The 22482-nt window shown below is 64.1% G+C and carries 32 protein-coding genes; 18 read left to right on the plus strand and 14 right to left on the minus strand.

Features of this window, described 5'->3' with window-relative positions:
• Positions 1 to 162: 162 nt before the first annotated feature.
• The 4 genes from JQ587_RS24895 (at position 163) to JQ587_RS24910 (ending at position 2183) form a co-directional block, all read left to right on the plus strand.
• Positions 163 to 546 (plus strand): RidA family protein, encoded by a 384-nt coding sequence (locus JQ587_RS24895; RefSeq protein WP_212298971.1) that lies wholly within the window; start codon positions 163 to 165, stop codon positions 544 to 546.
• Positions 547 to 689: 143 nt separating this feature from the next.
• The gene (locus tag JQ587_RS24900) at positions 690 to 950 is read left to right on the plus strand and encodes a hypothetical protein (RefSeq protein ID WP_212298972.1); all 261 of its coding nucleotides are present in this window, start codon (positions 690 to 692) and stop codon (positions 948 to 950) included.
• 252 nt (positions 951 to 1202) lie between these two features.
• Positions 1203 to 1454: a hypothetical protein gene (locus tag JQ587_RS24905; RefSeq protein ID WP_212427034.1), complete on the plus strand. Its 252-nt coding sequence runs from the start codon at positions 1203 to 1205 to the stop codon at positions 1452 to 1454.
• Positions 1455 to 1544: 90 nt separating this feature from the next.
• Positions 1545 to 2183 (plus strand): hypothetical protein, encoded by a 639-nt coding sequence (locus JQ587_RS24910; protein ID WP_212427035.1) that lies wholly within the window; start codon positions 1545 to 1547, stop codon positions 2181 to 2183.
• Between the two features lie 6 nt (positions 2184 to 2189).
• On the opposite strand, the gene JQ587_RS24915 is transcribed toward JQ587_RS24910, so the two are convergent.
• Entirely contained in the window at positions 2190 to 2675 is a 486-nt protein-coding gene (locus JQ587_RS24915; protein ID WP_212298975.1) for a J domain-containing protein, read from the minus strand.
• Between the two features lie 111 nt (positions 2676 to 2786).
• On the opposite strand from JQ587_RS24915, the gene JQ587_RS24920 reads away from it, so the two are divergent.
• Together JQ587_RS24920 and JQ587_RS24925 are read left to right on the plus strand one after the other, a co-directional pair.
• The gene (locus JQ587_RS24920) at positions 2787 to 3554 is read left to right on the plus strand and encodes an SDR family NAD(P)-dependent oxidoreductase (protein WP_212427036.1); all 768 of its coding nucleotides are present in this window, start codon (positions 2787 to 2789) and stop codon (positions 3552 to 3554) included.
• Positions 3555 to 3751: 197 nt separating this feature from the next.
• On the plus strand, positions 3752 to 4000 hold the full coding sequence (locus JQ587_RS24925) for a helix-turn-helix domain-containing protein (RefSeq protein ID WP_200512381.1): 249 nt from the start codon (positions 3752 to 3754) through the stop codon (positions 3998 to 4000).
• A 15-nt stretch (positions 4001 to 4015) separates the two neighbouring features.
• Here the strand turns inward: JQ587_RS24925 and JQ587_RS24930 are convergent, their stop codons facing one another.
• Entirely contained in the window at positions 4016 to 4273 is a 258-nt protein-coding gene (locus JQ587_RS24930) for a hypothetical protein (RefSeq protein WP_212427037.1), read from the minus strand.
• Between the two features lie 156 nt (positions 4274 to 4429).
• On the opposite strand from JQ587_RS24930, the gene JQ587_RS24935 reads away from it, so the two are divergent.
• Positions 4430 to 4966, plus strand: a complete 537-nt coding sequence (locus JQ587_RS24935) for a collagen-like protein (protein ID WP_212427038.1) — start codon at positions 4430 to 4432, stop codon at positions 4964 to 4966.
• A gap of 5 nt (positions 4967 to 4971) precedes the next feature.
• Here the strand turns inward: JQ587_RS24935 and JQ587_RS24940 are convergent, their stop codons facing one another.
• The 3 genes from JQ587_RS24940 to JQ587_RS24950 form a co-directional block, all read right to left on the minus strand.
• Positions 4972 to 5187, minus strand: a complete 216-nt coding sequence (locus tag JQ587_RS24940; protein WP_212298979.1) for a hypothetical protein — start codon at positions 5185 to 5187, stop codon at positions 4972 to 4974.
• Positions 5188 to 5284: 97 nt separating this feature from the next.
• Positions 5285 to 5551 (minus strand): DUF2277 domain-containing protein, encoded by a 267-nt coding sequence (locus JQ587_RS24945; protein ID WP_212298980.1) that lies wholly within the window; start codon positions 5549 to 5551, stop codon positions 5285 to 5287.
• Positions 5552 to 5649: 98 nt separating this feature from the next.
• Positions 5650 to 6342, minus strand: coding sequence for an ArsR/SmtB family transcription factor (locus tag JQ587_RS24950; RefSeq protein WP_212427039.1), 693 nt, complete (start codon positions 6340 to 6342; stop codon positions 5650 to 5652).
• A gap of 144 nt (positions 6343 to 6486) precedes the next feature.
• On the opposite strand from JQ587_RS24950, the gene JQ587_RS24955 reads away from it, so the two are divergent.
• From JQ587_RS24955 to JQ587_RS24970, 4 genes are all read left to right on the plus strand, one after another.
• Entirely contained in the window at positions 6487 to 6894 is a 408-nt protein-coding gene (locus JQ587_RS24955) for a nuclear transport factor 2 family protein (protein WP_249154509.1), read from the plus strand.
• A 162-nt stretch (positions 6895 to 7056) separates the two neighbouring features.
• A complete protein-coding gene (locus tag JQ587_RS24960; protein ID WP_212427041.1) occupies positions 7057 to 8118 on the plus strand; it encodes an alpha/beta fold hydrolase in 1062 nt (353 codons plus the stop codon).
• Positions 8119 to 8258: 140 nt separating this feature from the next.
• Complete coding sequence (locus JQ587_RS24965; protein WP_433995309.1) at positions 8259 to 8537, plus strand: hypothetical protein; 279 nt, start codon at positions 8259 to 8261, stop codon at positions 8535 to 8537.
• 77 nt (positions 8538 to 8614) lie between these two features.
• On the plus strand, positions 8615 to 9217 hold the full coding sequence (locus JQ587_RS24970) for a pyridoxamine 5'-phosphate oxidase family protein (protein WP_212427042.1): 603 nt from the start codon (positions 8615 to 8617) through the stop codon (positions 9215 to 9217).
• A gap of 186 nt (positions 9218 to 9403) precedes the next feature.
• Here the strand turns inward: JQ587_RS24970 and bfr are convergent, their stop codons facing one another.
• The 3 genes from bfr to JQ587_RS24985 all read right to left on the minus strand — a co-directional run bounded on the left by bfr (position 9404) and on the right by JQ587_RS24985 (position 10760).
• A complete protein-coding gene (gene bfr / locus JQ587_RS24975) occupies positions 9404 to 9892 on the minus strand; it encodes a bacterioferritin (RefSeq protein WP_011089420.1) in 489 nt (162 codons plus the stop codon).
• A 132-nt stretch (positions 9893 to 10024) separates the two neighbouring features.
• Complete coding sequence (locus JQ587_RS24980) at positions 10025 to 10297, minus strand: (2Fe-2S)-binding protein (protein WP_212298986.1); 273 nt, start codon at positions 10295 to 10297, stop codon at positions 10025 to 10027.
• A 166-nt stretch (positions 10298 to 10463) separates the two neighbouring features.
• A complete protein-coding gene (locus JQ587_RS24985) occupies positions 10464 to 10760 on the minus strand; it encodes a hypothetical protein (protein ID WP_249149382.1) in 297 nt (98 codons plus the stop codon).
• A gap of 136 nt (positions 10761 to 10896) precedes the next feature.
• Here JQ587_RS24985 and JQ587_RS24990 point away from each other — a divergent pair, with 136 nt between their 5' ends.
• Together JQ587_RS24990 and JQ587_RS24995 are read left to right on the plus strand one after the other, a co-directional pair.
• Positions 10897 to 11235: a hypothetical protein gene (locus JQ587_RS24990; RefSeq protein WP_212298988.1), complete on the plus strand. Its 339-nt coding sequence runs from the start codon at positions 10897 to 10899 to the stop codon at positions 11233 to 11235.
• A gap of 231 nt (positions 11236 to 11466) precedes the next feature.
• Positions 11467 to 11751 (plus strand): hypothetical protein, encoded by a 285-nt coding sequence (locus JQ587_RS24995; protein WP_212298989.1) that lies wholly within the window; start codon positions 11467 to 11469, stop codon positions 11749 to 11751.
• Positions 11752 to 11834: 83 nt separating this feature from the next.
• Here the strand turns inward: JQ587_RS24995 and JQ587_RS25000 are convergent, their stop codons facing one another.
• On the minus strand, positions 11835 to 13058 hold the full coding sequence (locus JQ587_RS25000; protein ID WP_212427124.1) for a lytic murein transglycosylase: 1224 nt from the start codon (positions 13056 to 13058) through the stop codon (positions 11835 to 11837).
• A gap of 99 nt (positions 13059 to 13157) precedes the next feature.
• On the opposite strand from JQ587_RS25000, the gene JQ587_RS25005 reads away from it, so the two are divergent.
• Positions 13158 to 13649, plus strand: coding sequence for a hypothetical protein (locus tag JQ587_RS25005; protein ID WP_212427043.1), 492 nt, complete (start codon positions 13158 to 13160; stop codon positions 13647 to 13649).
• Here the strand turns inward: JQ587_RS25005 and ettA are convergent.
• Positions 13609 to 15258 (minus strand): energy-dependent translational throttle protein EttA, encoded by a 1650-nt coding sequence (gene ettA, locus JQ587_RS25010; protein WP_212298991.1) that lies wholly within the window; start codon positions 15256 to 15258, stop codon positions 13609 to 13611. The genes JQ587_RS25005 and ettA overlap by 41 nt on opposite strands.
• A 232-nt stretch (positions 15259 to 15490) precedes the next feature.
• Between ettA and JQ587_RS25015 the strand changes: the two genes are divergently transcribed.
• Positions 15491 to 15706 carry a hypothetical protein gene (locus tag JQ587_RS25015; protein WP_212298992.1) on the plus strand — a complete coding sequence of 72 codons (216 nt, stop codon included), beginning with the start codon at positions 15491 to 15493 and terminating at the stop codon, positions 15704 to 15706.
• Positions 15707 to 15840: 134 nt separating this feature from the next.
• Positions 15841 to 16803: a D-2-hydroxyacid dehydrogenase family protein gene (locus JQ587_RS25020; RefSeq protein ID WP_212427044.1), complete on the plus strand. Its 963-nt coding sequence runs from the start codon at positions 15841 to 15843 to the stop codon at positions 16801 to 16803.
• A 57-nt stretch (positions 16804 to 16860) separates the two neighbouring features.
• Here the strand turns inward: JQ587_RS25020 and JQ587_RS25025 are convergent, their stop codons facing one another.
• Entirely contained in the window at positions 16861 to 18051 is a 1191-nt protein-coding gene (locus tag JQ587_RS25025; protein WP_212427045.1) for a L,D-transpeptidase, read from the minus strand.
• Between the two features lie 367 nt (positions 18052 to 18418).
• Here JQ587_RS25025 and JQ587_RS25030 point away from each other — a divergent pair, with 367 nt between their 5' ends.
• Complete coding sequence (locus tag JQ587_RS25030; RefSeq protein ID WP_212427046.1) at positions 18419 to 19162, plus strand: hypothetical protein; 744 nt, start codon at positions 18419 to 18421, stop codon at positions 19160 to 19162.
• A 187-nt stretch (positions 19163 to 19349) separates the two neighbouring features.
• Here JQ587_RS25030 and sseA read toward each other — a convergent pair whose 3' ends face one another.
• From sseA to JQ587_RS25045, 3 genes are all read right to left on the minus strand, one after another.
• A complete protein-coding gene (sseA, locus tag JQ587_RS25035) occupies positions 19350 to 20204 on the minus strand; it encodes a 3-mercaptopyruvate sulfurtransferase (protein ID WP_212427047.1) in 855 nt (284 codons plus the stop codon).
• A gap of 143 nt (positions 20205 to 20347) precedes the next feature.
• On the minus strand, positions 20348 to 20761 hold the full coding sequence (locus JQ587_RS25040; protein WP_212427048.1) for a rhodanese-like domain-containing protein: 414 nt from the start codon (positions 20759 to 20761) through the stop codon (positions 20348 to 20350).
• Between the two features lie 102 nt (positions 20762 to 20863).
• Positions 20864 to 22039 (minus strand): vWA domain-containing protein, encoded by a 1176-nt coding sequence (locus tag JQ587_RS25045; protein ID WP_212427049.1) that lies wholly within the window; start codon positions 22037 to 22039, stop codon positions 20864 to 20866.
• A 123-nt stretch (positions 22040 to 22162) separates the two neighbouring features.
• Here JQ587_RS25045 and JQ587_RS25050 point away from each other — a divergent pair, with 123 nt between their 5' ends.
• Positions 22163 to 22408 (plus strand): GlsB/YeaQ/YmgE family stress response membrane protein, encoded by a 246-nt coding sequence (locus tag JQ587_RS25050; protein ID WP_212298997.1) that lies wholly within the window; start codon positions 22163 to 22165, stop codon positions 22406 to 22408.
• Positions 22409 to 22482 lie beyond the last annotated feature (74 nt).

Consider the following 22482-nt stretch of genomic DNA (forward strand, 5'->3'; position numbering starts at 1 on the left):
GTTTTGCCCGACGGGTCAATACAAATTTCTTAATTACCGAATTTCAATTTCGGCAACGATTTCTACTGTGCATGGGGTTGTTTTCGCGTTTTCTGTTTGGAGCACGCCTCGCACACCGCTACGCTCTTCGCGAACGCCGTCACCATTGCATCCGAGGTCCCCATGCCGATCCAGCATTTCGCACCCCCGCCACATGTCAAGGCGCCGCCGCTGTCCTTCGCGACGCGCGTTGGAGATCTTCTGTTCGTGTCGGGCATTCCCGGCTTCGACGCCAAGGGCGCATTGCCGGACGGTTTCGAAACGCAGTTCGCCAATGTCGTCGTCAACATCAAGCGCGTGCTGGACGAAGCCGGCGCCACCACGCGCGACCTCGTCAAGGTCAATGTGCTCTTGACCCGCACCTCGGACGTCGCCGCGATGAACGCGCTCTATGCCGGCGCGTTCGGTCCGCCGCCTTTTCCGGCACGCACCACCTGCGTGGTGCAGGCGCTGCCCGATCCGAAGATGCTGATCGAGATCGAGGCGGTGGCGTCGCTGGCGAAGTGAGCCGTGTGACTTGCCGGGCACGCGGCCAAACCAAATGTCCGGCTCCGCCTGACATATCCGTGAAACGGCCGCGCCCCGGCTTGCAAAGGGCCTGCTTTTCCCGCACGAATTTTCGCGTCACACGTCCCCAAAGGAGATACTTCATGCGTCGCGTTCTCGCCCTCTGTGCCGTTGCCGGCATCGCCAGTTCCGTCTTCGCCGTGCCGGCCTCGGCGAAGGTCGGTTATTACGTGATCCGCTGGGACAACACCGGCATCTGCCAGGTCTGGAACGAGGACCTGAAGTACAAGCCGTTCCAGTGGGGCGTGTCGACCTACAAGGTCGTCAGCAAGCCGCTGCCGACCTTCACCCAGGCCTCCGAGCTCCAGATCAAGATGCGCGCCGAGCGCCGCTGCACGCTCTGAGCCGGTCGGCTGGTCCAATTCTCGAGGGCGGGTTGCGCGAGCGGCCCGCCCTTTCTCTTTGCGCCAGGCCCATGGCCGGCGCCCGTTTTTCTTGCCGCGAATTTCGCCAATTCGTCCGTGCGCGCTTTGAACCTGATCAGCACACGGAACTACTCACACCTTGTCCGGGGCGCAACGCCAGGACGCGTCCCGCACTCCCCTCCCCGCATTGTCGGGAGGCGCATCACATCTTTCAATTTGAGGAGCTGATCCATGCGTCGTTTTTCCATGCTCTGCGCTGCCGCCGGTCTCGCTGCTGCCGCCTTCGTCGCCGCAAGCCCGGCCGAAGCCAGCTATCATTTGATCCGCTGGCAGGACAGCGGTGTGTGCCAGATCTGGGACGAGAGCATCCCGACCACGCCGTGGCCGGCCGGCTATCATCGCGCCAGCGCGTCGGTGCCGACCTTCCTCGACGCGCTCGCGCTGAAGGATCACGCACTGAAGGCCGGTCACTGCAACTGGTAGGAATTCGATCGGCGGACGACAAGGGCCGGGCAAGGATGCGATGCTAGCATCCTTGCCCGGTCGTTTTTTGAGCCGGATTGGAGCAGGTCGATGCGCACACGGACGATGACGCTGGCGGCTTTCGCCGCTTCGCTCCTGCTTACCGCAACGGCCAAGGCGCAGGCTCCGCAATCGTTCCGCGTGATCTCGCCGATCTTCGGCCAGCTCGTCAGCTTCGCGATGCCGTCGAATTTCGTCGCCGTGTTCGAGAACACCAAGGGCGGCCACTACATCCGCGAAGCCGTGCTCAAGGGCGAGACGCCCGAGCGCTGGACGCAGATGATCACGGTCACCGGCGAGAAGGGCATGACATTGACGCCAGGCGCCTCGCCGCAGATCTTCGCAGGCACCATCGCAGGCGGGTTCAAGACGGCCTGCCCCGACAGCTTTGCGGCCAGGCCTTTGGGCGAGATGAAATTCGGCCGCTTCGATGGCTTCGTCGCGGTGATCGGCTGCAGCCGCATCGACAGCGGCCCGACGCGGCACAGCGAAACAGCGCTGCTGATCACGCTCAAGGGTGCGACCGACTATTACACCATCCAATGGGCCGAGCGCGGCCCCGAAAGCGACGAGCCGCCGGTCAACGACGAACGCTGGGAAGCACGCCTGCGCGACCTGAGCCCGATCGAGCTCTGCCCGATCATGCCGGGCGAAGCCGCGCCCTATCCGAGCTGCGTGAACAAGAGCTGAGTGCCCTCACGCGTCCTTGTGCGCGCCGGGGTGAATGAGAATATCGCGCGCGGAGCTGAGGTCGATGAAAGCCTGCGCGCTGCCGCCCTGATCGGGATGCATGCCCTTGGCAGCGCGGCGATAGGCCTGGTTGATGTCGTCGCAGGTGAGCTGCACCGCGAGCGGCAGGCCCAGCATCTTGCGCGCGCGATCCTCGCTGGACAGCTTCTTCGGCGCCGCATTGCGGCGGCCGAAGCGCGGCGCCGTCAGATCATGGACGACATCGAGGATCACGCCGACACGGCGCCTCGCCGCCAGCGTGACGCCATGATCGTCATTGTCCGCGGCCTGGCGCAGCACGGGAAGCGCCTGCTCGGCGGCCTGACGCAACATCGTATCGGTGCTCATCCGCACGATCTCGGCCACCAGCCGGCCGGCCTCGGCCCAATCGGCGTGCTCCGCCGACCGCAGGCGCTCGAGAGCGAGTTTCCAGGATTCCAGCCGTTCCATCATGCGCGCAACGTTTAGCAATGAAGATCAGTATGCCAAGGCCGCCGTTTCCGACCCCTTAATTTCGAGTTAGCCTTTCATGAAACTTAGAAACGAATTCGGGAGAAAAATGCCATGGCATTGCTGGCAAACCACATCGCCGTCGTCACCGGCGCAGGCTCCGGCATCGGCCGGGCCATCGCCGCCGGCTACGCCCGCGAAGGCGCCCAAGTGGTGCTGCTCGACGTCAATGCCGACACGGTCGCGGAGGCCGCCGAGGAGATCCGCAAGGCCGGCGGCAGGGCCGAGAGCTTTGCGCTCGACGTGACGAAGCGCGACGACTGCTTTGCGCTGGCCAAGCAGGTCGCCGACGAGGTCGGGCAGGTCTCGATCCTCGTCAACAATGCCGGTATCACCCGCCGCAATGCCTTTACCGCGGAGACCGAAGCGGTGGCGAAGGACTGGAACGACATCATCTCGCTCAACCTCAACGGCGTCTTCAACATGACGCAGGCCTTCCTTAGCCCCTTGCGCGCGAGCAAAGGCCGCATCGTCAATATCGCCTCGATCCAGTCCTTCGTGCATCTGCGCACGCCGAGCTCGGCGGCGTACACGACGTCAAAACACGGCGTGCTCGGCTTCACCAGGGCGCTCGCGGTCGAGCTCGGCAAGGAAGGCGTGCGCGTCAACGCGATCGGCCCCGGTTTCATCGAGACCAACATCAACGCCAAGGTGCGCGCCACCAATCCGGCACTGGTCCAGGCCTTCGTCGACCACACCCCGCTCGCGCGCACCGGCAAGCCCGAGGACATCGTCGGCCCCGCGATCTTCCTCGCCTCGGACCTGTCGTCTTACGTCACGGGAACGATCGTGATGGTCGATGGGGGATATCGCACGGTGTGAGCGAGATCGGTCCGCATCGCTGTGCATCTCGTGCCAATCACGGCAACGCGGCGGCATTCCCAAGGTCAATTCGTGCGACGGCGCGCAATTAACCTTTCGTTAACCAAACCCGCCCACCGTGGATCTACGGCTTGGGGGTCGTTTGTTCTCGATCCGCTTCCAACGGTGGAAGCGGGCGTTGATCGGGGAGTGTTTTGATGACCACAGTTCATGTCGCGGCGTCCGAGCAGGGCGCGCAATTCCTTGCACCCAACGAGATCGTTCCACTGCTGATCGGCGCAACTGTCGGCGAGGTCGAGCGCGAGCTCGTGCTCCAGACGCTCGCGCGCTGCGACGGCAACCGCACACGCGCCTCGCGCGTGCTCGGCCTGTCGGTGCGCACGCTGCGCAACAAGATCAGGCTCTATGCGGCTTCCGGCATCGAGGTGCCGGCCTATCATGACTAGCGCATGACGGCGTGATCATTCCGCGCGCGGTACCGTGTGGAAGACCATCTGATACAACTTGGCGCCGACGAGCACCGACAGCGTGATGATCGCGACCCAGGCCGCGGTCAGCGCGATCGCGCGCAAGACGAAGGCCGTCAGGATCGCCCATGACGCCTGTGGCTCTTCGGCGTAGCCGACCGGGACGACATCGGGCACGATCAGATGGGCAAGACCGACCGCTGCCGCGAGGATGATCGCCGACAGACAGAAGACTTTCCACGCTGCACGCATCGGTCGCTCCTCGCAAGCATGATGGCCTCGCGTCATCCATGCCACGACGCCCCTGGCGCCGATTGATGTTGATCAAGCCCGACGCGAAGCGCGGGTGGAATTGCTGCTGTCGTCAAACGCCGCTAAGTAGCTTGCATGCGCAGAAGGAGTAGCGGCGTGGCAGACGATCAGGGACGGCAGGGACCGCAGGGTCCGCGCGGACGGCAGGGCGAGCCGGGACGGCCGGGGCCGCAGGGTCATCCGGGCAAGCGAGGCCCGGACGGTGCGCGCGGCAAGCCGGGACCGCAGGGCAAGCCGGGTCCCGCCGGAAAAGCCGGAGCGCAGGGCAAGGCCGGTCTGCCGGGCAAGCCAGGCGAAGCCGGACTACGGGGAGCAGCTGGACCACAGGGCGCCGCGGGTCCTCAAGGCGTCGTGGGTCCGCAAGGGCCCGCCGGTCCTCAAGGCCCGCGTGGCGAGCCCGGTCCGCCCGGCCAGTTGCCGTCGATCGAGCAGGTGCTGCCGTGGCTGGAGCAACTGTTCGATGCCTGGGACGAACGCCGTCGCCAGCGCGAGCAGGAGGCCGCCGAGCGCGCGGCGCTCGAAGCCGCCGTTCACGAGACTGAAGAGGCGCCCGCCGACGACGAGAGCGAGCACGACGACGGCGACGAGCACAAGAAAAAGAAGAAAAAGAAGAAGCACGGCCACAAGGACTAGCGCGTCTAATTCGCCGGATCCTCACGCCGCGGCAGCATACCCATGCGCTCGAATTGCCAGCGCATGGCGCGGTACCAGAGATAGCCGACCGCTGCGCCGCAAAAGGCGAGGACCACAACGTTCGCGCTCGAGAACGAGCCGCTCCACCACATCATCCACGCGGTCCACAACAGCGTGAAAACGATGGCACCTGCTTTCAGCGGAAGAAGGGGGCGGCTCATGCTCGTGCTCCGGGTTGTCAAAAACCCCGGCGAACATCATCGCGCATGAAGACCGCCACTTCCGTGAGCCAGATCACGGTGGAGCTTTACGGAGCCACTAGCCAAAACGCAGCCGCGAACGCTCCTTCGCCTTCTCCGCCTCGACCTCGCGGTCGCGCGCCGGCGCGTGGGTGTGCAACGAGGTCAGCAACCGCCGCGCAGCCTCCGAGACTTCGGCCACAGCGCGGTCGAATGCCGCCTCATTGGCCTGCGAAGGCTTGTTGAAGCCTGAGAGCTTTCGCACGAACTGGAGCGCGCTGGCATGAATCTCGTCCTCCGTCGCCGGCGGTTCGAAATTGAACAGCGTCTTGATGTTGCGGCACATGAGTTCCTCCTGAAAGACGATTCCGTTCAAGGACGATCGGCGGCACCCGGATGCTACATGCCGGATCAGCCACTGTCATCGGCGCCCGGCGCGGGGTCTCAGAACGGAATCGAAATGCCGAGCCGTCCGAAGAAGGCGCGCCCTTTCGGGGTGAGACGAAGCGCGCGTGGGACACGGTGCGGGGCCAGCGCATGCGCCCCGATCAACCGCTTCAGGATCGCATTGGCGAATGGGCCTGCCAGATGCGGAACACGCTCGGTCCAATCGTTGCAGAGCCGCATGTGAGGATCGCGGCCTGGCTTGAAGTCGATCGCCTCCGCGCGGCACCAGGCGAGCCCCTGGTCGGTGATGGAGGCCTCGCGGCCGCGCAGCGTGATCAGCTTCTTGTCCACCAAACCGTCCCGCAACGCCACGCCGAGCTGGCCGGCGAGATGGCAATAGCAGGTTCGCGACTGACGGAGCGGCGTCGGCACGCCTCGCGCGCGTTCCGCATGGTCGGTCCTGGCGGCGACATTGACGAGGTTTTCGATCAGGGCCGCGACCTCATCGTCGGCGATGCGATAGTAGCGAAACCGCCCCTGCTGCCACACCGAGAGCAGGCGCGCATCCGTCAGCTTCTGCAGATGCGCACTGGCGCTTTGCGGCGACACACCGGCAAGCGCGGCCAACTCGCCCGCGGGCAGCGCCTTGCCGCCGAACAGCGCACTGACCATGGCTTCGCGCGCCGGATCGCTCAAGGCGTCGGTAAGCCGCGAAAATCCCGATTGTACTGATTGTCTGACTGCGACCATCAAAAACTCCCGTCCCCGATGTGGGCCTGCCGCCGCGTCATCGCAATCGTTCTCCAAACCGCTCATTTCAGAATTCAGTGAAACTTGGGCGGCGCGTCCTCTGCGATGACCCCGGAAGTCGCCCCGAATCCAGAGGATTACAGCATGATCAAGCCAGCACACCAGAGCGAGGCAGAACGCATCTGCAAGCTGTGGGATGAAGCCCTCGGCAACAAGGACCTCGAGGCGTCCCTCGCACTCTATGCCGATGAGGCCTCCATCGAAAGCCCGCTGGTTCAACATCTCATGAAGACCCCGGCCGGGATCGTCCAAGGCAAGGACAATCTGCGCGTCTTCATTACGCGCGTATTCCAGACCAATCCGCCGCAACGAAGGCGCTTCAAGCAAGGCTTCTTCACTGACGGCCGGATCATCACCTGGGAATATCCGCGCGTCACTCCCGATGGCGAGCAGATGGAGCTGGTCGAGATCATGGAAATCGACAAGGGACTGATCCGGCGTCACAGGGTCTACTGGGGCTGGTATGCGCTCAGCTTGCTCCGGGAGCATTGAGCCGCCTCCCTCGCCGGCTCTCGATATATTCCGCTTGCGCGATGCACCAATTGCGAAATGTTTTGGCGGCCGGCGCCACATCCGCTCTCGATCCCTCAGGTACCCCTGATAAGATCGTGCGCGAAGCGGCCCGGATGCCAGCGGCCGCAGCGGGAGGACATCATGAATATCTCGAGCGCGCTGCTTGCCGCAGCCTTGCTATCAGTCTCGATGCCGGCGATAGCGGCCGATTACCCTGCGCCGAAACAGGGTGATTGGGTCGCCAAGGATTTCAAGTTCCACACTGGCGAGGTCATGACGGACCTGAAGCTGCACTACACCACTGTCGGCGACCCCAGCGGTCAGCCCGTGCTGGTGTTGCACGGCACCGGCGGCTCGGGCGCGAGCATGCTGACGCCCGCCTTCGCCGGCGAGATGTTCGGCGCCGGACAGCCGCTCGATGCGTCCAAGTATTACATCATCATTCCGGACTCGGTTGGCCACGGCAAATCGTCAAAGCCATCCGACGGCATGAAGGCGAGCTTCCCGAAATATAACTACGATGACATGGTCGAGGCGCAGCATCGCCTTGTGACCGAGGGCCTCGGCGTCAAAAATCTGCGGCTCGTGATCGGCAATTCCATGGGCGGCATGCAGACCTGGCTGTGGGGCGAGAAATACCCCAAGGACATGGACGCGCTGGTGCCGATGGCCTCGCAACCGACCGAGATGGCGTCGCGCAACTGGATGATGCGGCGGATCATGCTCGACACCATCCGCAACGATCCCGATTACAATGGCGGCAACTACTCCAGCCAGCCGCGCATGATGAAATACGCGATTACGGCCTACGGCATCGCCAGCATCGGCGGCACGCTAGCCTATCAGCAACAGGCGCCGACCGCGGCGAAGGCGGACAAGATCGTCGATGAACGGCTGGCGACGCCGATCACGGCGGATGCCAACGACTACGTCTATCAGTGGGACTCCTCGCACGACTACAATGCCGCCGACAAGCTGGAAGCTATCGAAGCTTCGCTGCTGCTGATCAACTCCGCTGACGACGAACGCAATCCGCCCGAGACCGGCGTGACGGAGGCAGCGATGAAGCTGGTCAAGAACGGCAAGCTGTATCTCATCCCCGCGAGCACCGAGACGCGCGGCCATGGCACCACCGGCAATGCGAAATTCTACAGCGAGCAGGTCCGCCAATTGCTGCAAACTGCACCGCAGCGTACGATGTAGGCATCATCGGAGCTGCAGCGATATCGCGATGCATCAAATGCGGCGCCCCGGCGCCGCATATTTTTTGAGCATGCAATGAGCTGACGGCTCAGGCTTAATCGCCCAAACGATACGAATCGACACGCGATGAGGAGGATCGTATGCACAGGTTTGCGCTGTGCGTTTGGCTGGCCGCGATGACCGGCGCCGCGTTCGCGTTCGACAATGGTCAATATGAGAACGTGCCGCCGGATATCCGCGCCTGGTTCAAGAGCGTGATCGCACCGAACGGCGTGCCCTGTTGCGACATCTCCGATGGCCATCGCACCGATTACGACGTACGCAAAGGCGCGTATTGGGTGCCGATCGAGGGCCAGTGGATGGAGGTGCCTGAGCGCGCCATCATCATCAGTTGCTTCGTGCCCGCGGACTCGGTTTAGCATCTCGCGATGGATATCGTTGGCTGACTTGGTCTCGATCGGGTAGTTTGACGCCGAACTTATCCGGAGGCATGCCGTTGACCGACCTTTGCGCCGAAGACCTCGCCACGATCTATGCGAAGCCGACCCCGCGCGTGATTGCGAAAGCGCGTCCCGCGATCGACGTGCATGCGCGGAAGTTCATCGAGATGTCGCCATTCTGCGTGCTGGCAACATCGGGCGTCGACGGCAGCGTCGACGCGTCACCGCGTGGCGGCAGCGTGGGCTTCGTCCATGTCGCCGGCCCCAATCAGTTACTGATGCCCGACCGTGCCGGCAACAATCGCATCGACAGCTTTCGCAACGTCGTCGAGGGCTCCGGCTTCGTGCATCTGTTGTTCTTCGTGCCCGGCATCGACGAGACGCTGCGCGTCGGCGGGCGCGGCACCTTGTCGGCCGATCCGGATCTGCTCGCGTCCATGGTCGAGTTCGGCAAGCCACCGCGCGCGGTGCTGAACGTTGCCGTCAGCGAAGTCTACTTCCACTGCGGCAAGGCGCTGATGCGTTCAAAGCTGTGGTCGCCGGAAAAGGTGCAGCGCTCGGTGATGCCGAGCATCAGTCAGGTTATCCACGATCAGACCAGCCTCGGCGAGCCTGAGAGCCAGGAGATCGTGGAGGAGCGCTACAAGACGCAGCTTTAGCTGGTGCCGCAATCTCGGTGTCATCCCGGACAAGCGCAGCGCGGATCCGGGATCCATAACCACGGGAAGTGGTTTGACGAAGACTCGTGGCCACCAGTTCGCGCCACAACCACTCCCTGTGGTTATGGGTCCCGGCCTTCGCCGGGACGACATAGGAGTGTGTGGCTACAGCTAGCGCCTAACGGCTCAGTGCCCCTCGCCCTCGAGCCCGCCGACGTGCTTCTGGGTGTAGAGCTCGAGGCCGATGCGGCCGATCAGATCGAGCTGGGTCTCGAGGAAGTCGATGTGGTGCTCCTCGTCGCTCATCAGCTTCTCGAACAGGTCACGGGTGACGTAATCCTTGACGCCATGGCAGTAGGTCGCCGCTTCCTGGTAGAGCGCGCGCGCGCTCATCTCGGCAGCGAGATCGCACTCGATGATCTCTTTCACGTTCTGGCCGATGCGCAAGGGATCGAGCACCTGCATGTTCGGAAAGCCGTCGAAGAACAGGATGCGCGCGGTGAGCTTGTCGGCATGCTCCATCTCCTCGATGGACTCCTTGCGCCAGACCTTGGCCATGTCGAGGAGGCCCCAATTGTCGAGGAAGCGGTAGTGCAGCCAGTACTGGTTGATCGCAGTCAGCTCGTGACGCAGCGCCTTGTTGAGATAGTCGATGACTTTTGCGTCGCCTTGCATGGCTTACTCCAGCTCTTGCAGTCCAAATCGGCCCTATCCGACTTTAGAATGCTTCTAAGTCAGATTAGACATGGGGGCAACCGGCTACGGAGACGCAGCCGGGGAAAAGCTCTGGCGATGGTGTCGAAAATTTCAGCAGGCTGCGAGAGCGAACTGGACGGGCTCGGCCGTCTCGTCGTTGGCGGCGACGGCGTGGCTATGGGGGCAGCCCGAGCAGCAGGACTGGGCGCAGGGGCCAAGCGCTTCATCGATGATCGTCTTGATGGTGCGGGCGCAGCGGCCGCATTCAGCGCTGCAGCCGAGACATCCATAGACTTGCTTGGCATGACGCACAGCATCGTCGGACTCGGCGACGGCGGCGCGGATGTCGTCATCGCTCAGCACGTTACAGGAACAAACGATCATGGAAGTGGCAGGCCCTTCGGTGATGCACCATCATCGATATTTAACGGGCCGTCCGGATGCAAAAGGAAAAACCGGAATTTGAAGCTATTCCAAACTGGCCCGGAAACAGCCTAGAACGGCTCTAAAATTGCAAATTGCGCTGGATCAAGATGATGCCGAATACGGCCTAATCGCTGCTGCCGCCTCCGCCGCCATCTCCGCCGCCGCCACAATCTCCGCCCCCACCGCTATCGCTCGTGGAGCAGTTGCCGCTGTCGGTCGAGTTGCTGGAACTGTCGCTGGAGAACCAGCTTCCCAGCGAGAAACCGTCATTCGTTGTATCCGAATAGCTGTCGCTCCCTCCGCCGTCGCCGCCTGCTCTCGCGCGCGGCCGCGGTGCGCGATTCTGCAAATGGGTCATCAGGGCATAGCCAATCACGCCGACGGCCCCGAGGGCGATCAGGGCATTGGTCAGGACGTTCATCACCGTCTCCTGGGCTTGAAAGCCAACGCTTCCTCTCATTTGGTCGCACCCGGCAGATGGACCGTTCATTGATCATTCAAACGAAGTATGGAACTTTGGCCGCAAGAGTTCCGTGTTCCCGTGAAAGGTCGCTCCAATGAAGAAGATGCTTATGGCAGTTGCTGCCACCGCCGCCCTGGTCCTGGCCGCGGGAACGCCGGCCCATGCACAGCGCGGTGTCGCGGCCGGCGTGGCTGCCGGGATCATCGGAGGCGCCATCGTTGGCGGGGCGCTGGCCTCTCCGTATTATTACGGACCCGGCCCGGGTTATGCCTACGGTCCGGGCTACGGCCCCGGCTACTACCCGCCCCGCTACTACGCGCCGGGTCCCGGCTACGTCGCCGACGACTATTATGGCAACGGCTGCGTCTGGCAGAGGCAGCGCTTCTGGGATGGCTATGCCTGGCGCGTCCGCCGCGTCAGAGTCTGTGGCTGAGGCGCGTTCGGCTTGCGCGATTGCGGTTGGACCGGTTCATTACGGATCCGCTGTTCATCTCAGGGCCTGAAAAAGACCGCTTTTTCTCGTCACAGCTCCGTGTGCGTTTACCGTGGATTGACCATTTGCGCGCTTCCTAGCCGCAAGGCCAATTCCATCAGAGTGTGCGTGAACCTTTGATCCCCGGACGCTCCTAACAAGGGACGTCCTTCTCCCAGGAGAGCCAAGAGCATGAAGAAGACTATTGTTGCCGCCCTCACGGTTGCGACGATCGCCGGTTCGCTGGTGACCGCCACGCCGTCCGCCCAGGCCCATGACGGCGTCGGCGCCGGTATCGCTGCCGGCCTGCTCGGCGGCGCGATCATTGGCGGCGCCATCGCCTCGAGCCGTCCGGCCTATGGTGGTCCGGTTTACGTGGCCGAGCCCGGCCCGCCCCCGCCGCCCTGCTACTGGCAGCGCCAGCGCTATTGGGACGGCTACGGCTGGGTCGTCCGCCCGGTTCGCGTTTGCTACTGATTTGATCGCACCGGCGCCCATGAGCGCCGCGATCGGAGCCCGGCCGAAACCATCGGCCGGGCTTTTTCGTTTTCGAGAGCCGTTCAGCGTGCCGCCTGGATCGAACGCAGCACGTCTTCGCTCGGCCAGCAATCGACCTTGAGCCCTGCCGACTTCTGATAGGCGCCGAGCGCAGCGCGGGTCTGCATGCCGGCCTTGCCGTCGATCTTGTCCTTGTAGAGCCCGGCGCGCGTGAGGCCGCGCTGCATCGCCTCGACATCCCTGGTGCGCAACTGCTTCGACGTCGCCCACGGCGTCGCGAACGGAAGCGGGCTCGTCATGCGATCGCTGAGATGGCCGACGAACAGCACGTAGAGGTCGGAGAAATTGTACTCCTTGATGACGAAGTAGTTCTTCGTAGTCAGGAACGCCGGACCATAGATGCCCTCCGGCTGCAGCAGTGATGCCGGCTGCGCCTGTTCGGCCGCGCTCAGCTTCTGCCCCCGCACCGGTACGAAGCCTTCGCGCAGCCACTGGCCGATCGGCTTCGTCACCTCCGGCACGCCCGTGGTGCAATCGACCCTCGCCGGCGCCTGCACTTCGTAGGCCCAGCGCACGCCACTCTGCCAGCCCTTGTTGACGAGCTGCTGCGCGGCGGAGGCCAGTGCATCCGGGACCGAGTGCCAGATGTCGATGCGACCATCGCCGTCGAAATCGACGCCGTGCTTGTAATATTCGGACGGCAGGAACTGCGTGAGTCCGGTGGCGCCGGCCCAGGACGAACGCATGTCCTTGCGCGTCACCACGCCCTCGTCCAGGATCTTCAGCGCGAGGATGAACTCATTGCGATAGGTGTCCTTGCGCCGGCCGACATAGGCCTGCGTCGCCAGCACGCGGACCAGATCGTAAGGCAGCGTATAGCGGCCGTAGTCGGTCTCACGTCCCCAGATCGCGAGCATGACGGTCGCGGGCACGCCCGAGCTCTTCTCGATCTTCGTCAGCGCGGCATTGTATTTCTGCAGCAGCCGCTGTCCTTCGCCGGCAAGATTCGCAATCGAGCCTTCCCTGACATAGTCCGCCGGCACCTGCACAAACTCGGCCTGCGACGGCGCGCCGGTCGCGGGCCGACCAGGCAGGATCAAATCAGGCAGCTTGTAATCCGGCTCGAGCCCGCGCGTCTGCTGATCGAACGTCGCGCGCGAGACCCCGGCCTCTTGCGCCTCCGGCCAGAGCGAAGCGATGAACTGGGTGAAGGCGGCGTCGGCGGCGTGGATCGGTTGCGAGCCGAGCAGAACCATCCAGAGCAGGGCGCCGGCCAGCTTGATCATTGTCCGATATTGCATTTCCGCACCTGTTCCTGAAGGCTCGGAGACCGACCGAGTCGCAACGCTCGTTTGCGGTTGTAGCCGGAGAAGATCGGAAGCGCGATGTTCTTACCGAAGGTCAATGTCAAGGACGACCCGGTTCGACGATGGCACCGGCCGGACCGCCAGTTCTTCGCCAACGGCGCCTGCCAGGTCCTGGCCTTTGCGTTCCTCGATCGCTACGCGGATCTTGGATTCCACGCCCGCTGGATCAAGCCTGCGGCGGGCTTCATCGGCAACCACATCTTCGTCACCGACGAACACAACGCGTTCGACTATCACGGCCTGACGACAGAGGCGCAGTTGCTGTCGCTCTGCTTCAGGCGCGCCCGTCGCTTTCATCCGGGCTGGAATGCGACGCTCGTCGATCTGCCAATGGATGCGCTGATCTCGGAGCGACGCTCGCGCCAATTCGAGGGGCTTTGGCTGCGTGAGCCAAAGCAGTTTCTTCACGACGCGCTGCCGCGCGCCCAGGCCTTTCTCGACAGGTTCGACAACCTGCGAGACCGGCTGATTACCGCGTCAGCTTCTTGTACTTCACGCGGTGCGGGATGATCGCGTCCTGGCCGAGACGGCGCATCTTGTCCTTCTCGTAATCCTGGAAGTTGCCTTCGAACCATTCGACGTGGCTATCACCCTCGAAGGCCAGGATGTGGGTCGCGATGCGGTCGAGGAACCAGCGATCGTGGCTGATGATGACGGCGCAGCCGGCGAAATCCTCCAGCGCCTCTTCGAGCGCGCGCAGCGTGTCGACGTCGAGGTCGTTGGTCGGTTCGTCGAGCAGCAGCACGTTGGCACCGGACTTCAGCATCTTGGCGAGATGCACGCGGTTGCGCTCGCCGCCCGAGAGCGCGCCGACCTTCTTCTGCTGGTCGGCGCCCTTGAAGTTGAACGACGAGCAGTAGCCGCGCGAGTTCACTTCCTTCTTGCCGAGCAGGATCAGCTCGTTGCCGCCGGAGATCTCCTCCCACACGGTCTTCTTGCCGTCGAGCGCGTCGCGCGACTGGTCGACATAACCGAGATGCACGGTCTCGCCGACCGTGATCGTGCCCTTGTCCGGGGTCTCCTGCTTGGTGATCATCTTGAACAGCGTGGTCTTGCCGGCGCCGTTGGCACCGATCACGCCGACGATGCCGCCGGGCGGCAGCTTGAAGGTGAGATCGTCGATCAGCAGACGATCGCCATAACCTTTGCTGAGCCCTTCGAAATCGACCACGTTGGCGCCGAGGCGTTCGGCGACCGGGATGATGATCTGCGCGGTCTGGGTCTGCTTCTCGCTCGCCTGCTTGAGCAGCTCCTCATAGCGCTGATAGCGCGCCTTCGACTTGGCCTGGCGCGCCTTCGGCGAGGACGCGACCCATTCCTGCTCGCGGGCAATCGTCTTCTGGTGCGCGGCGTCCTCGCGGCCTTCCTGCTCCAGGCGCTTCTGCTTCTGCACCAGCCAGGACGAGTAATTGCCCTCGTAGGGAATGCCCTTGCCGCGATCGAGCTCGAGGATCCAGCCCGTCACGTTGTCGAGGAAGTAGCGGTCGTGGGTCACGATCAGGATCGCGCCGGGATAGTTGCGCAGATGCCCTTCGAGCCAAGACACCGACTCGGCGTCGAGATGGTTGGTCGGTTCGTCCAGCAGCAAAAGCTCCGGCTGGTCCAGCAGCAAGCGGCACAGCGCGACACGGCGGCGTTCACCGCCGGAGAGCTTGGTCACGTCGGCATCATCGGGCGGGCAGCGCAGCGCGTCCATGGCCTGATCGACCTTGCTGTCGAGATCCCAGAGGCCCTGGGCCTCGATCTCGTCCTGCAGCTTGGTCATCTCGTCGGCGGTCTCGTCAGAATAGTTGACCGCTAGCTCGTTGTAGCGGTCGAGGATCGCCTTCTGCTTGGCGACGCCCTGCATGACGTTCTCGCGGACCGAAAGCGCAGCATCCAGCTGCGGCTCCTGCTCGAGATAGCCGACGCGGGCGCCCTCAGCGACCCAGGCCTCGCCCGTGTATTCCTTGTCCAGGCCCGCCATGATCTTGAGCAGGGTCGACTTACCGGAGCCGTTGACGCCGAGAACGCCGATCTTGGCGTCCGGGTAAAAGCTGAGGCGGATGTTGTCGAGCACCTTGCGGGTCGGGTAGCTCTTGGTCAGGCCGTCCATGAAGTAGACAAATTGGCGCGCCATCGGTCCCGTGAAACCTTCAATTTGAGGAGATTTGCTTGCCGCCGATGTAGCGATCCCGCCTCCAAAGGGCAATGTTTTCCCTCCGTTCACCACGGATGAATACTGGTCGGACACCATCCGGACCCTGTTCCGGACAATTGAAACCATCTTTTAATAAATCAGGCCAAAGCTCGGTTTCGCGCGGAAACAGCGCCACCCGCTCAGAATGATCGGGAGCACAGCGAGGCCCATCATGGCTCTGATCGAGACCACCTCTCACCCCGTTCCGGCAGAAGCCGGCCGCGCCTCCGCGCTCGTCTCGGAACTCAAGGGCTTCTGGAAGCGCTTCTTCACCACCGCCTTCAATCCCTACCGGCCCGAACTTCACTACATGCGCGGCCCCGGCCCGGCCTGGCGCGCCAAACATGGCATGGATGCACCGATCCGGCTGAAGCCCCGCGACCTCTGAACTGCCCTTCCCTATCGGACTTTTGAAGACCCAGACTGCTTGCGCGCTGGCGCGATTGCGCGCAACCATGGCCCGGTTCCGACGATGGCGCCCTTTCGTCTGGCGCCCTCACCTCTCGCCATGGATGAACGCTGATGACGCGGCTGCGCTGTGCAATTCTCGACGACTATTTCAACCTCGCCCTCGACGTCGCCGATTGGCCGAGACTGTCCGACCGTGTCGATCCCACCGTGTTCAGCCACCCCTTCGCCTCCGAGCAGGCCGCGGCCAGCGCGCTGGCCGATTTCGACGTCATCTGCGCGATGCGCGAGCGCACGGCGTTTCCCAAGAGCCTGTTCGACAAGCTGCCCAAGCTGAAGCTGCTGCTGACCTCCGGCATGCGCAACGCCGCGATCGACATGGAGGCGGCGAAGGCGAAGGGCGTCGCCCTCGGCGGCACGCAATATTCGCGTGACCCGACTGCACCGCTCACCATGGGCCTGATCCTGGAGCTGACCCGCGGCATCGGCCGCGAGAATGCGCGCATGCATGCCGGCGAGCCCTGGCAGACCTTTGCTGGCGTCGAGATCGAAGGCCTGACCCTCGGCATCGTTGGGCTCGGCAAGCTCGGCACCAAGATGGCCGGCATCGCGAAGGCCTTCGGCATGAACGTGATCGCCTGGAGCCCGAACCTGACGCCGGAGAAATGCGCAGGCGCCGGCGTCGGCTATGCCACCAAGGAGGAACTGTTCGCCAAGGCGGATATCGTCACCATCCATGTGGTGCTGAGCGAGCGCTCGCGCGGCCTGGTCGGCCGCGATGATCTCGCGCGGATGAAGCCGACCGCCTTCCTCGTCAACACCGCGCGCGGACCGATCGTGGACGAGCAGGCGCTGCTGGAGGCCCTGCAGCAGCGGAAGATCGCGGGCGCCGGCATCGACGTGTTCTCGGTCGAGCCGCTGCAGATCGACCATCCCTTCCGCAAGCTCGACAATCTCGTGCTGACGCCGCACCTCGGCTATGCGACCGAGGACGGCTTGCGCATCCATTACGGCCAGATGGTCGAGGCGATCGATGCCTTCACAAGAGGCAACGAGCTGCCGCGGAAGCTCGCCTGAAACGACGAAGGGCGTGCCGACGGCACGCCCTTCTCAATGCGACTTGTCTCTCGGCGCTTAGCGCACGGTGACCGGCGCAGGCAGCGGCGGCACCACCGTCGGCTGCGTGCCCGGGACCGGACCGGCCTGGGCGGCCATCGGCGCCGGACCTGCAGCACCTGGCGCGGGCGCGGCCGATGCGGTCGCGGTGCTCGACGGCGGATTGCCCGGCATCACGACAACGCGGGTGCCGACCTTCGTGCGCTGGAACAGATCCGAGACGTCCTCGTTCAGCATGCCGATACAGCCGGAGGAGACGAACTTGCCGATCGTCGAGGGCTGGTTGGTGCCGTGGATGCGATAGACGGTCGAGCCAAGATACATCGCCGCCGCGCCGAGCGGATTGCCCGGGCCGCCGGCCATGAAGCGCGGCAGATAGGGCTGGCGCTCGATCATTTCCGCCGGCGGATGCCAATCCGGCCATTCGGCCTTGCGGGTGATCTTCTGCACGCCGGTCCAGGTGAACCCGTCGCGGCCGACGCGGACGCCGTAGCGGATCGCGCGGCCATTGCCCAGGACGTAATACAGGTAAGTGTTCGGGGTATCGACGATGATCGTCCCGGCCGGCTCCTTGGTCGCCAGCGACACCTCCTGGCGGCGCAGGTTCGGCGGCAACTGCGCCGGTGCCGCGTCAGGCTGCTCCTCCGGCGGCAACGAGGCGACCGACATCGGCCGGCCATCGGCACCTGCGGCGGGCGGTTGCGAGACCGCTCCGGTCGCGGCCGGGCCACCGACGCCTTCCGGCGGCCGCATGCCGTCGCTGGCGGGCGCCTGGCCCGGACGGTCAGCATAAATTACTGCGGGCGGACCGGCGGGGCGGCCGTAACGGGGATCATCGGGCGACATCACCGGACCCTGCGGCGGGGCGGCCGAATAGACCGGCGGAGCGCCAGCAGGACGGCCATAACGCGGATCATCCGGCGACATCACCGGCCCCTGCGGCGGGGCAGCCGAATAGACCGGCGGGCCGGCCGGGCGGCCATAGCGCGGATCGTCGGCCGGACCAGGCGGCGGCAGCGACGCCTGCGGCGCCGCGTCGTCTTCATCGTCCAGCGAGTCGAAATTCGGGGTGCGGTCGCCGGGCCGGTATTCGGCGGGGGCCCCGTAGCTTGGTGCCTGCTGAATCGGATAGCTCTGGGCGTGTGCGAGCGAGGTTCCCGCCGCAGCGACTGTTGCGGCAGCGCATATCGTCAGAAAATGTTTGATCATCATCGCTCTTGTATAGACCCCCGGCCCCGTCCGAGCCGTTAACGGCCAGATGACCGAAGATCGCGGCACATTCAAGACATAACCGGCTGATTTGTGCCTGACACAGCGATTTGTGATGCAATCGCACATAGTTGCCCCGTTGCATCACGGGGCCGAAATCGTATCAGGCCGTAGATTGCCGGAGTCTTCCACCCCGATTTTTACGGAACGCCGCGGAGGCGTTGCGATATGGTCGAATCAGCCTGATTCGCCGTCGCTTTGAGCTCGAATCCCGCGTGGCGAACACGGCAAGCAGTACCGTCACCGCGTTCAGATGGCTCATGGGCCCCGGCCATACGCCGCCGGGGCGGAAATTCGTAACCCGTCGATGCTCCCCGGCCTTCGCTTCCTGCTTGCCGCGATCCTGCTGTCTACCTCCATCCTGGTGTTCGGCTTGGGAGCCGCCTCGCTGCTGCGGGCGAGCCACGAGCAGTATGTCAGCAACCCGTCCTGGCGAAATGGTCCCCAGGAGCAGGTGTTCGCCCAAGCCCCCGAGCCGGCCCAGCCGGTGCTCGCCGCGCTGCGCATCGAGCCGGCCGCCGATGAGGTGGTGCCGGCAATGCAGGACCAGATTCCGAGCATCGCCCTGCCCGCGGTCGAGATCGGTCCCGAGCAGATGGCCGCAGTGACGCTCAAGGCCGACGTCCAGCCCACACCTCAAATCGTTGCCGCCGCGCCGGCTGCAGAGGCTGCCGCCGAACCACCAGCCCCCGAGCCGGCCAGCGTCCAGGTTGCGGCGTCCGCGCCGACCGACACACTCACCCCGGCCGACACGACGGTTGCCATCGCCACGGCGACACCCGCACCGGCAGCGACCGAAGTGCCGCGCACCGCGACGCCGGCACTGGCATCGCGCGTGAGCGACATTGCCGCGGCCAGGGTGGCTGCGTTGAACGACCTCGCCCCCGCGAAGACCAAAGCTAACGGCGCGACACCCGACGGCAAGCCACGCGCGCACAAGAAGAAGCGCCACCGCATCGTGCGGCGCCCGCCGCCTCAGCAGCTCCAGCAATCGTATGATCCGTTCGGCCAGCAGCAGACGCTCGCCACGACTGCGACGCGTACGCGCTGACCTTCCTTAACCTCGCCCCGCTTGCTTGCGGGGAGAGGTCGGAATTCGCGCTGAAAGCGCGGATTCCGGGTGAGGGGGTACAGGCCCCTCGATGATCTCACCTGTGGAGAGAGGCCCCCACCCCGGCCCTCTCCCCGCAACAGCGGAACGAGGGAGCGCACCGTCGGCGCGGTTAGTCTCGAATGATTTACGCCGGCCCCGTCGCGATCGGCGGGCCCTTTTCCTGGCCCCATTCCGACCATGAGCCGTCATAGAGCGCGGTGTCGGTGACGCCCAGGCGATAGAGCGCGAGCGTCAGCACACCGGCCGAGACGCCGGAGCCGCAGCTGGTCACGATCGGCGCATCGAGCTTGACGCCGGCGTTCGTGAAGGCCGCACGGAGATCGTCGAGCGGCTTCATCGTGCCGGTCGCGGCATCGAACAGCTGGCTATAAGGCACGTTGCGCGCCCCGGGGATGTGACCGGAGCGGATGCCCGCGCGCGGCTCTGGTGCGCGACCTTCGAAACGGTCGGCAGCGCGGGCGTCGATCACCTGCTCCGCGCGGCTTTCGACGTTGGCGACGAGCTGCTGCATGCTGCGCACGCGCTTCGGATCGTAGCTCGCCTTGAAGGTCGCAGGCTTCGGCTTCACCTCGCCGCTCTCCACGGGGCGCCCCTCGGCGCGCCACTTCTTCAGGCCGCCATTGAGGATGCGCACATTGCTATGGCCGAAGGCCAGGAACATCCACCACGCGCGCGGCGCTGCGACCCAGCCGCCGGCATCATAGAACACGACCGTGTCGGTGTTGGAGATGCCGAGATGACCGACATCGCGGCCGAATTGCTCGGCGCTCGGATACATGTGCGGTAGCGGGTTGGAATGGTCCGACACCGCATCGACGTCGAAGAACGCAGCGCCCGGCAGATGCGCGGCGAGATAGTCATCCTTCGGCAGCGGCAGCACGCCAGGGAGATTGAAGCTGGCGTCGAGCACCTTGACGTTGGCGTCGTTGATGTGGGCGGCGAGCCATTCGGTGGAGACGAGGGGGTCGGTGGCGGTCATTGCAAGGTCTTTCTTGTCATTCCGGGGCGTGCGCAGCACGAACTTTGATGCTCAATTGCGCATCAGAGAATCCATCGTGCGGCAGAGTCAACGGATGAATGGATCCCGGGCTCGCGCTTCGCGCGCCCCGGGATGACGAGAGGTTACCCCTTCTTCTTCGGCTCCCACGGCTCCGTCGGACCGCCGGCATCGCGCCAAGCGGCGTAACCGCCGGCGATGTGGGCAACGGGCTTGAGGCCCATGTCCTTTGCGGTCTTGGCCGCGAGCGCGGAGCGCAGGCCGCCGGCGCAGTGGAAGACGAATTTCTTGTCCTCCTGGAAGATCGGCTTGGCGTAGGGGCTTTGCGGATCGATCCAGAATTCGAGCATGCCGCGCGTGCAGGAGAACGCGCCGGGGATGCGGCCGTCGCGCTCGATCTCGCGGGGATCGCGGATGTCGACGATGACGACGTCGCCGTTCTTGGAGATCTCGATGGCGTCCTTGGCGGAGAGTGTCTCGATCTCGGCATTCGCCTCGTCGATCAGCGCCTTGATGCCGCGGGTGATGTTTTGGGGCATGGGTCTTCCCTTCTCTTTCGTCATTCCGGGGCGGTCCGCAGGACCGAACCCGGAACCTCGAGATTCCGGGTTCGCGCTGCGCGCGCCCCGGAATGACAGCAATCAGTGCGTCAATTCCTTCATCGCACCTTCCAGCCCCTCGATCGTGATCGGGTACATGCGGTTGGCGAAGATGCGTTTGATGATGGTGGTCGATTCCGAATAGTCCCAGTGCTTCTGCGCAACCGGATTGAGCCACACCGTGTGCGGATAGGTGCGGATGATGCGGTCGAGCCAGACCGAGCCGGGCTCCTCGTTGACGTGCTCGACCGAGCCGCCGGGCACCATGATCTCGTAAGGCGACATCGAGGCGTCGCCGACGAACACGACCTTGTAGTCGTGCGGATATTTATGCAGCACGTCCCAGGTCGGCGTGCGATCGGTAAAGCGGCGCTTGTTCTGCTTCCACACGCCCTCATAGAGGCAGTTGTGGAAGTAGAAATACTCCATGTGCTTGAACTCGCTCTTTGCCGCCGAGAACAGCTCCTCGACCTGCTCGATATGCGAATCCATGGAGCCGCCGATGTCGAAGAACACCAGCAGCTTCACCGCATTGCGCCGCTCGGGTCGCATGTGAACGTCGAGATAGCCGTGATTGGCGGTCTCGCGAATCGTGGTGTCGAGATCGAGCTCATCCGGCGCGCCCGTGCGCGCGAATTTGCGCAGGCGGCGCAGCGCCACCTTGATGTTGCGGATGCCGAGCTCGACATTGCCGTCGAGGTCCTTGAACTCGCGCTTGTCCCACACCTTCACGGCGCGGTTGTTGCGGTTCTTCTCCTGGCCGATGCGGACGCCCTCGGGATTGTAGCCGTACGCGCCGAACGGCGAAGTGCCGGCAGTGCCGATCCATTTCGAGCCGCCCTGGTGGCGGCCCTTCTGCTCCTCGAGGCGCTTCTTCAGCGTCTCCATGAGCTTGTCCCAGCCCATGGACTCGATCTGCTTCTTCTCTTCCTCGCTGAGGTATTTTTCGGCGAGCTTCTTCAGCCACTCCTCGGGGATCTCCGCCTTCTCCATGGCGTCGAGCAGGCTTTCCAGCCCCTTGAACACCGTGCCAAAGACGCGGTCGAACTTGTCGAGGTTGCGCTCGTCCTTCACGAGGGAGGCGCGGGAGAGATAGTAGAAATTCTCGACCGAATAGTCCGACAGATCAGCGTCGAGCGCCTCCATCAGCGTGAGGTATTCGCGCAGCGTCACGGGGACCTGCGCATCGCGCAGAGACGTAAAGAATTGCAGGAACATGGGTGACAGATTGCCCGTCGGATGGCGAACGTCAAGGGGCGGAGACCGGCGCTCCGCGCTGGACCGGCAGGCTTTTTGCTCTAGAATTGGGGGCCTCAAGGGGTTGTTTTGGGGACGTTTGCAATGGGAATTATCGCAGCACTGATCATCGGCGCGGTCGCCGGCTGGCTGGCCGGCAAGATTGTCCACGGGGCGGGATTTGGGCTGATCGGCAACATCGTCGTTGGCATCATCGGTGCGCTGGTGGCGGGCTGGGTGCTGCCTCAGCTCGGCATCGCGCTCGCCACGGGTACGCTGGGCTCCATCATTGACGCCACGGTTGGCGCAGTGATTGTGCTCGTCATCCTTTCGCTGATAAAACGGGTCTGAAAGCCTGACCGAACCAGGAACGGCCGCCATGAGCGGCCGTTCCCATGTCGTGACCACGGCAATGCAATTGGCAA

Origin of the sequence: Bradyrhizobium manausense, assembly GCF_018130615.1 — a bacterium.
Taxonomy (GTDB): domain Bacteria; phylum Pseudomonadota; class Alphaproteobacteria; order Rhizobiales; family Xanthobacteraceae; genus Bradyrhizobium; species Bradyrhizobium manausense_A.